Origin of the sequence: Streptomyces sp. NPDC048197, assembly GCF_043202395.1 — a bacterium.
GTDB lineage: Bacteria > Actinomycetota > Actinomycetes > Streptomycetales > Streptomycetaceae > Streptomyces > Streptomyces siderophoricus.
In genome coordinates, this window is sequence record NZ_JBIDAJ010000002.1 from 158,111 (window position 1) to 170,183 (window position 12,073).

The window sequence follows — 12,073 nt, forward strand, 5'->3', positions numbered from 1 at the left end:
GACCCCGCCCCGCCGGGACACGACACCACACCACGAGGAGATCGCCAGTGAACCGGGTGCTTGTGGTCGATGACGAGCCGCAGATCGTCCGCGCCCTCGTGATCAACCTGAAGGCGCGCAAGTACGAGGTCGACGCCGCCCCCGACGGGGCCACCGCCCTCAAGCTCGCCGCCGCCCGCCACCCCGACGTCATCGTCCTGGACCTCGGCCTGCCCGATATGGACGGCGTCGAAGTGATCAAGGGGCTGCGGGGCTGGACCCGGGTGCCGATCCTGGTGCTCTCCGCCCGGCAGACCTCCGACGAGAAGGTGGAGGCGCTGGACGCGGGCGCGGACGACTACGTCACCAAACCGTTCGGCATGGACGAGCTGCTGGCCCGGCTGCGGGCGGCGGTGCGCCGGGCCGAGCCGACCGGGCCGGCCGACACCGAAGTGGTCGTGGAGACCGAGGGCTTCACCGTCGACCTCGCCGCGAAGAAGGTCAACCGCGGCGGCCGGGACATCCGGCTGACGCCCACCGAATGGCACCTCCTGGAGGTCCTGGTCCGCAACGCCGGCCGGCTGGTCAGCCAGAAGCAGCTGCTCCAGGAGGTCTGGGGCCCGTCCTACGGCACCGAGACGAACTATCTGCGGGTCTACATGGCCCAGCTCCGCCGCAAGCTGGAGAGCGACCCCTCGCACCCGAAGCACTTCATCACCGAGCCGGGGATGGGGTACCGCTTCGAACAGTGAGCCGGGCGGGCGGGCCGGACGGACGGGGAGCACCGAACCGTGCGGGCACGGGGGGCACCGAACGGTGCGGGCACGGGGGGCACCGAACCGTGCGGGCACGGGGAGCACCGAACCGTGCGGGCACGGGGGCACCGAACCGTGCGGGCACGGGGAGCACCGATCCGTGCCGGGAGGACCGACGCCGTGTGGGGACGGTGGGGCGAGACCTCCCTGTGGACACCGTGATCCGCGGAGCCGGGCACCGGTACGCTGGCTTTATGAGTGCTGGGACCCGACCCGAGAAGCCGGCCGGTCGCTTTCGCCGGATGCTCGACAGGCTGTCCTCCTCCGAGGAGGAGCTGCAGTCCGCCGAGTTGCAGCAGGACGCCGAGGACGCGGGGTGCACCCGCATCTGCGACTGCGACGACCGCCAGATAGTGAAGGTCACCGGCACCCTGCGGCATGTCACGCTGCGGCCGCGCGCCGGTGTGCCCGCGCTGGAGGCGGAGCTGTTCGACGGCTCCGCCGCGCTCGACGTGGTGTGGCTCGGCCGCCGTTCCATCGTCGGGATAGAGCCGGGCCGCAAGCTCATCGCCTCGGGCCGGATCTCGCTGAGTCACGGACGCCGGGTGCTCTTCAATCCGAAGTACGAACTCCGACCGCTCGGACAGGAGTAGCCGGTGACGTCTTACGACCGACCGACCACCGACCCGCACGCCGCCGCCGGCGCCACTTCCGGCGCCGACCCCGCCCCCGCCGCCCCGGCCCCGCCGGACGACGGCGGCGGAGCCGGCCGGGAGGTGACCGAGGCGGCGCTGTTCGAGGCGTTCGGCGGGGTGCGGGGCCTGGTGGAGACGGTGCTCCCCGGCCTGCTGTTCGTCGCGATCTTCACGGTCAACAAGGACCTGCACGTCTCGGCGATCGCCGCGCTGGCAGTTTCGCTGGTGCTGGCGGCCGTCCGCCTGGTCCGCAAGGACACCGTCAAGCACGCCTTCGGCGGTGTCTTCGGTGTGGCCTTCGGCGTGGTCTTCGCGATGATGACCGGCAACGCCAAGGACTTCTACCTGCCCGGCATGCTCTACACCCTCGGCCTGGCCGTGGCCTACATGGTCACGACGCTCGCCGGCGTGCCGCTGATCGGCCTGATCCTGGGCCCGGTCTTCAAGGAGAACCTCTCCTGGCGCACCCGCAACCCCGGCCGGAAGAAGGCGTACGCCAAGGCCAGCTGGGCCTGGGGACTGATCCTGCTCGGCAAGTGCGCGATCCTCTTCCCGCTGTACTGGTGGGCGGACACCACCCAGCTCGGCTGGGTGCTGATCGCGCTGAAGATCCCGCCGTTCCTGCTCGCGGTCTATCTGACCTGGGTCTTCCTGGTGAAGGCGCCGCCGCCGATCGACGTCTTCGCCGAGATGGAGGCGGCCGAGCAGGCGGAGCAGGCGGAGAAGGAACGCAAGGCGGTGCTGGCGAAGGACGGCGGCGGGGCGACGACCGGCCGCCACCGTCGCGAGTCCTAGCCGCGGCCCCGCCGAACGCGACGAAGGGCGCTCCCGGAGACCTCCGGGAGCGCCCTTCGTCCGTGCTCGTGCCGTACGCCGGGTGCCGGGCGTGCGACCGGGCCCGCTAGCCCGCCGCGTCCTCGCGCCGGACCGACAGCAGGTCCTCCAGCTGCTCCTCACGGGACTGGGCCGCGACGAACAGCAGCTCGTCGCCCGCCTCCAGGACGTCCTCCTTGTTGGGCGTGAGCACCCGCGTGCCGCGGATGATCGTGACCAGGGAGGTGTCCTCGGGCCATGCCACATCGCCGACCCGGGTCCCGGCCAGCGCGGCCTCCGGCGGCAGCGTCAGCTCGACGAGGTTGGCGTCGCCGTGGCTGAAGCGCAGCAGCCGGACCAGGTCGCCGACACTGACCGCCTCCTCGACCAGGGCGGACATCAGACGCGGCGTGGAGACCGCGACGTCGACGCCCCAGGACTCGTTGAACAGCCACTCGTTCTTCGGGTTGTTGACCCGGGCGACCACCCGCGGCACGCCGTACTCGGTCTTGGCGAGCAGGGAGACGACGAGGTTGACCTTGTCGTCGCCGGTCGCCGCGATGACGACGTTGCAGCGCTGCAGCGCCGCCTCGTCGAGCGAGGTGATCTCGCAGGCGTCGGCCAGCAGCCACTCCGCGAGCGGCACCCGCTCGACCGAGATGGCGGTCGGCGCCTTGTCGATGAGCAGGATCTCGTGCCCGTTCTCCAGGAGCTCGCCCGCGATGGACCGGCCCACCGCGCCCGCGCCCGCAATTGCGACCCTCATGCGTGCGCCTCCTCGGGACCCGTGGCGAATGCCGCCTCGACCTTCTCGACCTCGTCGGTGCGCATCATCACGTGCACCAGGTCGCCTTCCTGCAGCACCGTCTGGGAGGTCGGCAGCATCGACTCGCCCAGCCGGGTGAGGAAGGCGACGCGTACGCCGGTCTCCTCCTGCAGCTTGCTGATCTTGTGGCCGACCCAGGCCGGGGCGGTGTGCACCTCGGCGAGCTGGACGCCACCGCTGGGGTCCCGCCACAGCGGCTCGGCGCCCGACGGCAGCAGCCGGCGCAGCATCTGGTCGGCCGTCCAGCGGACGGTGGCGACGGTGGGGATGCCCAGCCGCTGGTAGACCTCGGCGCGGCGCGGGTCGTAGATCCGGGCCGCGACGTTCTCCACCCCGAACATCTCGCGGGCCACCCGGGCGGCGATGATGTTGGAGTTGTCACCGCTGGAGACGGCCGCGAAGGCCCCCGCCTCCTCGATACCGGCCTCCCGCAGGGTGTCCTGGTCGAAGCCGACGCCGGTCACCCGGCGGCCGCCGAAGGACGAGCCCAGGCGGCGGAAGGCGGTCGGGTCCTGGTCGACCACCGCGATGGTGTGGCCCTGGCTCTCCAGGGTCTGTGCGAGCGCGGATCCGACCCGCCCGCACCCCATGATGACGATGTGCATGCTGATTACCCCGTGCCCTGTACTAGCGCGCTGACCTGCACAAACACCCTGCTCACTACTTCCTTCTCCCAGTACCGGCGACACGAAGCCACAGCTCGCGATACGGACCGGGTGCGGCAACGGGGGCGCTGGTCGCACCGGTGGTCCGGTACAACCGTAGCCGCAAGAGCGGCTCCTGGAGGGGGCGCGGTAGGCAGCAGCTGGGGGCTCATCGGCCGGGCGGTGCGACGGCCTCCCGCGCCGGGCTGCGCCGCCCGCCGCCGGTAAGGCACGCTACGGGGTGTGCCCAACCTGCCTCTCCAGCCCCAACAGGGCTCTGCCGCCCCGCACATGGTGGTCTGCGGCGATGACGCGCTCGCCCACCGGCTCGCCTCGGAGCTCCGGGACGTCTACGGCGAACGGGTGACGCTGGTGACCCCCTCGGCCCGCGAGCCGCACCGGCCGCGGATCCCGCCGCCGGCCGGGCCGCTGGGCCGGGCCGGTGCGCTGCTCGGCCGGGTGTCGGCGGCGGTGACGCGGACCGCGCTGCCCGCGGAACCGCCCGGCGAGGGCCCCGAACTGCCGCCCGAGCCGCTGCGGATCCTGGAGGCGGCGCAGCCGGACGACGCCGCGCTCATCGAGGCGGACATCGCCGGTGCGGAGGCGCTGGCCCTGGTCTACGACGACGATGAGCTCAACATCCACGCCGCGCTGCGGGCCCGCCGGCTCAATCCCCGGCTGCGGCTGGTCATCCGCCTCTACAACCGCAAGCTCGGCCAGCACCTGGAGGAGCTGCTCGATCAGGCCGCGGCGGTCGCCGCCCTGGGGGCCGGCACGGACGGGCCCGCCGGCCTCGTCGACGGTCCGGCCGGGGTCGATGCCTCGACGACCGTGCTGTCCGACGCGGACACCGTGGCCCCCGCGCTGGTCGCCACCGCGGTCGCCGGGACCAGCAAGGTCATCGAGGCGGACGGGCTGCTGCTGCGGGCCGTGGAACGCACACCGATGCCGCCCGGCCGGCCCGGGGACCCGGAGCTGTGCACGCTGGCGGTGCTCCCACCCTCCGCCGCCGACCCGGGAGCGGCCGGGGCCTTTGACACCGTTACCGTCCTGGGGTCGCCCGTTGCCGCCAACTCCCTTGAAAGCACGTCGAGTTCGGGAGCCCTGGCGGACGAGGGGCCGGTGCTGCTGCCGGACGACGAGGTGGCCGAGGCCGCCACCGGCCGGGCCCGTATCGTCCTGGAGACCGTCTCCTATACGGGCACGGGCTCCGCCACGGGCCCGGGCTCCACAGGTACGGATCCCTCCACGGGCCCGGGCGCGGGGCAGCCGGTGCGCCGGCGCGGGCTGCGTGGCCGCGGCGCCCCGCTCGCCTCGCTGTTCTCCCGGCGGCTGCGCTGGTCGCTGGCCGGTCTCGTCGGCGCGGTGCTGGCCCTGGCCGTCGCCTCCTCGCTCACCACCGGCGAGGACCCGCTGCACGCCACCTACCTCACGCTGCTCGACCTCTTCGCGATCAACGACCCGGCGCTCGGCGAGCCGCTGCCCCGCAAGCTCCTCCAACTGCTCTCCGGGCTGACCGGTCTGTTGCTGCTGCCGGTGCTGGTCGCCGCGGCGTTCGAGGGACTGGGCACGTTCCGCAGCGCCTCGGCACTGCGCCGGCCGCCGCGCGGGCTGTCGGGCCACGTGGTGCTGCTGGGCCTCGGCAAGGTCGGCACCCGGGTGCTGGCCCGGCTGCACGAGATGGGCATCCCCGTGGTGTGCATCGAGGCGGACCCGGAGGCGCGGGGGCTCGCACTGGCCCGGCGGCTGCGCGTGCCGACCGTCCTGGGGGACGTCACCCACGAAGGCGTCCTGGAGGCCGCGATGATCGGGCGGGCGTCCGGCCTGCTCGCGCTGACCAGCGAGGACACCACCAACCTGGAGGCCGCCCTCTACGCCCGCTCGGTCACCCCGCAGCTGCGGGTGACCCTCCGGCTGTTCGACGACCGCTTCGCCACCGCCGTCTACCGCACCCTGCGCGCCGCCCACCCCCGGGCGCTGACCCGTAGCCGCAGCGTCTCCTTCCTGGCCGCCCCCGCCTTCGCCGGCGCGATGATGGGACGGCAGATCCTGGGGGCGATCCCGGTCGAACGCCGGGTGGTGCTGGTCGCCCGGGTCGAGGTCCGCGGGCACGCCGCGCTGGAGGGCCGTACGGTCGGCGAGGTCCGCCGGCCGGGCCGGCTGCGGGTGCTGGCGGTCGACACCTCGGCCCCCGACGACCCGGACCCGGACTCCCCGGCCGCCGCACCGCCGCCGGCCGCCGAGCGTGAGCCGGCCCGTCTCGCCCACGAGCTGGGCGACGGCTACGTCCTGCGGCCCCAGGACCGGGTGTTGCTGGTCGCCACCCGCGAGGGCCTGGGCGCCCTGCACTCCCGGCGCCCCCGGCCGTCCGGCCCCGGACCGGCGGCCGCGGCACGCACCGGGGGAGCGGCGAGCGGCCCGGCGTGACGAGGGAGGGACGGAGCGTGGCGCAGGGGGACGCTCCGCGACCCGCTCCGCCCCACGTGACGAAGGCCACGGAAGCCCGCCGGCACCCCAGGCCCGGCGGGTGTCCTGTGCGTACGACGTGCGGATCCTGTGCAGGCACGGGAGTTGGGACCGCTCACGACCTGGGCCGGTGTGGCCGGTGCCACGGCGGGTTGCTCCCCCGTGCGGGTGGCGGGTGGGCAGGGGGCTTGACTAAGCCTTAGCATCCTCTGCGTGTCCAAACTGACCGACGTGCCCAAACGGATCTTGATCGGGCGCGCACTGCGCAGCGACCGGCTCGGGGAGACCCTGCTCCCCAAGCGCATCGCACTCCCCGTCTTCGCCTCCGACCCGCTCTCCTCCGTGGCCTACGCGCCGGGCGAGGTGCTGCTCGTCCTGTCCGTCGCGGGAGTGTCGGCCTACCACTTCAGCCCCTGGATCGCGGTCGCGGTCGTGGTGCTGATGTTCACCGTCGTCGCGTCGTACCGGCAGAACGTCCACGCCTACCCGAGCGGTGGCGGTGACTACGAGGTCGCCACCACCAACCTCGGCGCCAAGGCCGGCCTCACCGTCGCCAGCGCCCTGCTCGTCGACTACGTGCTGACCGTCGCGGTGTCCATCTCCTCCGGCATCGAGAACCTGGGCTCCGCGATCCCGTTCGTCGTCGAGCACAAAACGCTCTGTGCGATCGCCGTCATCGTCCTGCTGACCCTGATGAACCTGCGCGGGGTCAAGGAGTCCGGCAAGCTCTTCGCGATCCCGACGTACGTCTTCGTGGCCGGCGTCTTCATCATGATCATCTGGGGCGTCATCCGTTCCGTGGTCATGGGCGACACGATGAAGGCCCCCACCGCCGACTACACCATCCATGCCGAACAGGGCGGTCTGGCCGGCTTCGCGCTGATCTTCCTGCTGCTGCGCGCCTTCTCCTCCGGCTGTGCCGCGCTGACCGGTGTCGAGGCGATCTCCAACGGCGTCCCGGCCTTCCGCAAGCCCAAGTCGAAGAACGCCGCCACGACCCTGGCCCTCATGGGCGGCCTGGCCGTGACCATGTTCTGCGGCATCATCGCGCTGGCCATGACGACACGGGTCAGGATGGCCGAGAACCCGGCCACCGACCTGCTCAACAACGGCAAGCCGCTGGGCTCCGGATACACCCAGAACCCGGTGATCTCCCAGGTCGCCGAGGCCGTCTTCGGCAAGGGCAGCTTCCTCTTCGTGGTCCTGGCCGCCGCCACCGCGCTGGTCCTGTTCCTGGCCGCGAACACCGCCTACAACGGCTTCCCGCTGCTCGGCTCGATCCTGGCCCAGGACCGCTACCTGCCGCGCCAGCTGCACACCCGCGGCGACCGGCTGGCGTTCTCCAACGGCATCGTGCTGCTGGCCGGCGCCGCCGCGGTCCTCGTCTACCTCTACGGCGCGGACTCCACCCGCCTCATCCAGCTCTACATCGTCGGCGTCTTCGTCTCCTTCACGCTCAGCCAGACCGGCATGGTCCGCCACTGGAACCGCCACCTGCTCACCGAGAAGGACCCGGCCAAGCGCCACCGGATGCACCGCTCCCGGGCGATCAACGCCTTCGGCGCCTTCTTCACCGGGCTCGTCCTGGTCGTCGTCCTGCTGACGAAGTTCACCCACGGTGCCTGGGTGGCCCTGCTCGGCATGGTCATCTTCTTCGCCACCATGACCGCGATCCGCCGCCACTACGACCGGGTCGCCGACGAGATCGCCGCCGAGGACACCCCCGACGAGGACGTCGCCCGCCCCTCCCGCGTGCACTCCCTCGTCCTGGTCTCCAAGGTGCACAAGCCCACCCTGCGCGCCCTGAACTACGCCAAGCTGATGCGCACGGACACTCTCGAAGCGGTCAGCGTGGACGTCGACCAGGCCGACACCAAGGCCCTGCGCGAGGAGTGGGAGCGCCGCGGCATCGAGGTGCCGCTCAAGGTCCTGGCCTCGCCCTACCGCGAGATCACGCGCCCGATCATCGACTACGTCAAGTCGCTCCGCCGGGAGAGCCCGCGCGACGCCGTCTCCGTCTACATCCCCGAGTACGTCGTCGGCCACTGGTACGAGCACCTCCTGCACAACCAGAGCGCCCTCCGCCTCAAGGGCCGCCTCCTGTTCACCCCCGGCGTCATGGTCACCTCCGTGCCCTGGCAGCTGGACTCCTCCGAGGCCGCCAAGCTGCGCGCCCGCAAGCGCGCCGAGTGGAACGCCCCGGGCGCGGTACGCCGCGGCCCGGTCGCCCAGCCGAAGAAGGAGAAGGCGGCGACCAAGAAGTAGCGGCCGGCCGCGCCCGGCCGCGGGCCGGCGCCTCACCGGCCGGGCGCGCGACCGGGCACACCGCGCCGGGACGTAGACTTGACGGCTGGCCTCCCTCCGGAGGCCGGCCGTCGTCGCGTCGTACCACCACCTCAGGAGCCCACCCGCCATGCCGGAAGAACGGAAGAAGTCGCTGGTCGGCGAGGAGAAGGCGCTGGCCGGTACGGACCAGCCGCCGGCCGGCGCCGCGACGTCGCTGATCGGCGCGGAGTACGAGGTCGAGATCGGCCCGGTCGCACACGGCGGCCACTGCATCGCCCGTACGGACGCGGGCCAGGTCCTCTTCGTCCGCCACACCCTCCCCGGTGAGCGCGTGATCGCCCGGGTCACCGAGGGCGAGGAAGGCGCACGCTTCCTCCGCGCCGACGCCGTAGAGATCCTCCAGCCCTCCAAGGACCGGGTCGAGGCCCCGTGCCCCTTCTCCGGCCCGGGCCGCTGCGGCGGCTGCGACTGGCAGCACGCCAAGCCGGGCGCACAGCGCCGCCTCAAGGGCGAGGTGGTGGCCGAGCAGCTGATGCGGCTGGCCGGACTGACTCCCGAGGCGGCCGGCTGGGACGGCACCGTCGAGCCCGCCCCCGGCGACAAGGTCGGCCCCGGCGAGGTCCCCGCCTGGCGCACCCGCGTCCAGTACGCCGTCGACGCCGAGGGCCGTGCCGGTCTGCGCAAGCACCGCTCGCACGACGTCGAGCCCGTCACCCACTGCCTGATCGCCGCCCCCGGCGTGTCCGAACTGGGCGTCGAGAAGCGCGAGTGGCCCCAGATCGCCACCGTCGAGGCCATCACCGCCACCGGCTCCCACGACCGCCAGGTCATCCTCACCCCCCGCCCCGGCGGCCGCCTCCCGATCGTCGAACTCGACAAGCCGGTCTCCGTCCTGCGCATCGGCGAGAAGGACGAACAGGTCCACCGCGTCCACGGCCGCCCCTTCGTCCGCGAACGCGCCGCCGGCCGCACCTGGCGCGTCGGCAACGGCGGCTTCTGGCAGGTCCACCCGAAGGCCGCCGACCTCCTCGTCGACGCCGTCATGCAGGGCCTGATGCCGAAGAAGGGCGACATGGCCCTCGACCTCTACTGCGGCGTCGGCCTCTTCGCCGGCGCCCTCGCCGAACGCGTCGGCGACAAGGGCGCGGTCCTCGGCATCGAATCCGGCAAGCGCGCCGTCGAGGACGCCCGCCACAACCTCGCCGACCTCGACCGCGTCCGCATCGAACACGGCAAGGTCGAATCCGTCCTCCCCCGCACCGGCATCACCGACGTCGACCTCGTCGTCCTCGACCCACCCCGAGCCGGCGCCGGCAAATCCACCGTCCACCACCTCGCCTCCCTCACCCCCCGCCGCCTCGCCTACGTAGCCTGCGACCCGGCGGCCCTCGCCCGCGACCTGAAGTACTTCGCGGAGGTGGGGTATGTGCCTCGGCGGATGCGGGCGTTTGATTTGTTTCCCATGACGCATCATGTGGAGTGCATCGTGGTGCTGGAGAAGGCCGAGAAGGGCCGCTGACCTGCGATTTTATGCTTGCTTGCAGTGCTCGACCAGTTTCCGGTCATCCAAAGAGTGGAGTGAAGGGTTACTTCCTCAATACGTCTGACCTGCGGCTTTATGGCGAAGAGGCGAATGGATTGACCGTGGTGCCAGCCTTCCTCTCCGGATCCCTGACGCCCAAGTGACGCTCGATATGAGGGCCTGTCAGATGCGCTCCGATCCTGCGGCGGCTGTCACGGCCACAGCCCAGGTGCGGAATCGGCGGTGCCAGCGTCGTCGTAAGACCGTGGGCTGGGCGGCGGCCGTCGTCGATTCACTTGCTCTGGGTGAGCAGGCTCAAGAAGGTGTTCCTACGGACGGGGGCCTTCGCACGTCTGCCCGGTGATCGGATTGCACGGAAGCTGGCAAGCAGTGCGTTGGTTGTCGCAGGTATGGGTAACCGCATGGCATATGGCGCGAAGGACTCCTCCTGGTCCTTTCAGCGCCTGGCACTCTGCCATTCCTCGAAGACCAGCCAGAGATCACGAGGCCAGGACAAGGTCAGCGGGTCGAAGGAAAAGGAGTGGGCAGTTGTCTCTCTCCACAGGGCTTCGGCGCGCTCGGCCTCGTCCGCGAGGAGACGCGCGCTTGCCGCATGTCCACGAGCTCTGGCGTAGTCACGTTCGCTCGCGGCACTCGTCAAGCCAGGCCACAGCTCCCAGACCAAGTGCTGCTGTAGCTTGCGCAGGTGATCGCCGGCTTTCTGGCGGACCGCGTCGGTCAGATCCTGGTTCACCTCGATCGACATGCCGTTGAGCTCTTCGAGCCGGTCCTCGTTCCAGCCGTGCTTCCCTACGAGGTCCTGCCAGCGGCGCCAGGCCCGCTCCCCCTCCTGCTGCACATACTCCTCCAGGTCCTCCCGAGCCAACCGAGGGATTTCCTCGTCGCCCACAGCGTCGAGGCCGGAGTGCGGAATCGGGCTCGTGTCGTCGCCGTACCTGATCCGGGTGAGGACCTCCAGCAGGTCGAGGCTGGATGAGAGGTTCTCGGCGCGGGCCACGTCACAAATATCAGCGATGTCCTGGGCGACGCCTTCCCAGTCGGTCTCCGCGATGTGGTTGTCCAGCTGGTCACCCAACCAATCCGCCGAACCGCGACTGATCAGGCCGTCCAGGATTTCCTCGATCGTCGATTCAAGCCGCACCACCACGGCTTCCGGAGCCTCGCGATCCTTCCGAGCGGCTGTATCACGCTCAGCGCGCTCGGCGGCCTCCCGGCGCTGACCGCGAGCTGTCCGGCCGGACGGTAGGCGTGTCTGCAGAGCGCGCATCTTCTCGGCCTCAACCAGGTCGATCCTCTCAAGCAGACCGATGGCTTGCATGCGGTGCCCTGCCTGGGCAAGGGGATCCGACGCGAGATGGCGGAGCAGGGTCACGCTGTCCTTCGGAGCGCGCCGGGCCACGGCGGCCGCCAGAGCCAGACGATCCGCACTCGGCGCCTGCGGATGGGCGACGAGCCGTTCGAGGGAGTCGGGCACGTATCCGGCGGGATGATCGTGTTCGGCGAGTGCCAGGCCGACCTTCAGGCGGGTGGTGAGAGCGGCGGTCTCGTCGGCGATGAAGAGGTGTGCGGTCCATACGGCCCACCCCTCGCGCACGGCGTCCGCGAGCCAGCCCCAGCCGTTTTTGGGTAGGAGGCTTCGGGCCTCCGCATAACCCGCTTCGTCCGCGCGGTGTACCAGGTCGTCCGCTGCCCGGTGACGCAGGCCGGCGGGGACGCCTTTCGTGCCCGCGACATAGCAGAGTCCGACCGTGTACTCCGAGTATGTGAAGTCCGGTCGCTCGAAGCCGACCCGCGACTCCCGGGCGATGCGTTGTAAGGCGTTATGCCAAGGGCCGTCGGCGCCTACTACGAACGAGGCCGCTGCCATCGCTGAACCGCCACGGATCGAGCACCCCTGCAGGCTGCTGATGCGCCAGTTGTCGGCGAGCGAGTCGTCGGTGAGGCGAGTCAGACAGGTCTCGACGAAATCGTCAGGTTGCCTCCGGCGGGCTGGTACCTCGCAGTCCGGCAGAAGTTCGGGCCTCTCCATGCTCCCCACGGGCGCCTCCTTGATCGACGAGCACGGG

The 12,073-nt window shown here is 71.3% G+C and carries 9 protein-coding genes; 6 read left to right on the top strand and 3 right to left on the bottom strand.

The genetic code is table 11. The features are described 5' to 3' along the window. Nucleotides 1-47: 47 nt before the first annotated feature. The 3 genes from ACGF4C_RS03880 to ACGF4C_RS03890 all read left to right on the top strand — a co-directional run bounded on the left by ACGF4C_RS03880 (nucleotide 48) and on the right by ACGF4C_RS03890 (nucleotide 2,224). Nucleotides 48-731 (top strand): response regulator, encoded by a 684-nt coding sequence (locus tag ACGF4C_RS03880; protein ID WP_030412320.1) that lies wholly within the window; start codon nucleotides 48-50, stop codon nucleotides 729-731. Nucleotides 732-988: 257 nt separating this feature from the next. Then, nucleotides 989-1,387, top strand: coding sequence for an OB-fold nucleic acid binding domain-containing protein (locus tag ACGF4C_RS03885; RefSeq protein ID WP_107052695.1), 399 nt, complete (start codon nucleotides 989-991; stop codon nucleotides 1,385-1,387). Nucleotides 1,388-1,390: 3 nt separating this feature from the next. After that, on the top strand, nucleotides 1,391-2,224 hold the full coding sequence (locus ACGF4C_RS03890; RefSeq protein WP_393563010.1) for a DUF3159 domain-containing protein: 834 nt from the start codon (nucleotides 1,391-1,393) through the stop codon (nucleotides 2,222-2,224). A gap of 106 nt (nucleotides 2,225-2,330) precedes the next feature. Here ACGF4C_RS03890 and ACGF4C_RS03895 read toward each other — a convergent pair whose 3' ends face one another. After that, nucleotides 2,331-3,008 (bottom strand): TrkA family potassium uptake protein, encoded by a 678-nt coding sequence (locus tag ACGF4C_RS03895; protein ID WP_030412323.1) that lies wholly within the window; start codon nucleotides 3,006-3,008, stop codon nucleotides 2,331-2,333. Then, nucleotides 3,005-3,673: a TrkA family potassium uptake protein gene (locus ACGF4C_RS03900; protein ID WP_030412324.1), complete on the bottom strand. Its 669-nt coding sequence runs from the start codon at nucleotides 3,671-3,673 to the stop codon at nucleotides 3,005-3,007. Before ACGF4C_RS03900 ends, ACGF4C_RS03895 begins: the two co-directional genes overlap by 4 nt. 330 nt (nucleotides 3,674-4,003) lie before the next feature. Here ACGF4C_RS03900 and ACGF4C_RS03905 point away from each other — a divergent pair, with 330 nt between their 5' ends. The 3 genes from ACGF4C_RS03905 (at nucleotide 4,004) to ACGF4C_RS03915 (ending at nucleotide 9,983) form a co-directional block, all read left to right on the top strand. Beyond that, nucleotides 4,004-6,139, top strand: coding sequence for an NAD-binding protein (locus ACGF4C_RS03905; RefSeq protein ID WP_393563445.1), 2,136 nt, complete (start codon nucleotides 4,004-4,006; stop codon nucleotides 6,137-6,139). Nucleotides 6,140-6,391: 252 nt separating this feature from the next. After that, nucleotides 6,392-8,443: an APC family permease gene (locus tag ACGF4C_RS03910; protein ID WP_393563012.1), complete on the top strand. Its 2,052-nt coding sequence runs from the start codon at nucleotides 6,392-6,394 to the stop codon at nucleotides 8,441-8,443. A gap of 148 nt (nucleotides 8,444-8,591) precedes the next feature. Further along, entirely contained in the window at nucleotides 8,592-9,983 is a 1,392-nt protein-coding gene (locus tag ACGF4C_RS03915; RefSeq protein WP_393563013.1) for a class I SAM-dependent RNA methyltransferase, read from the top strand. A 460-nt stretch (nucleotides 9,984-10,443) separates the two neighbouring features. Here the strand turns inward: ACGF4C_RS03915 and ACGF4C_RS03920 are convergent, their stop codons facing one another. Continuing rightward, nucleotides 10,444-12,045, bottom strand: a complete 1,602-nt coding sequence (locus ACGF4C_RS03920) for a hypothetical protein (protein WP_393563015.1) — start codon at nucleotides 12,043-12,045, stop codon at nucleotides 10,444-10,446. Nucleotides 12,046-12,073: the final 28 nt, after the last annotated feature.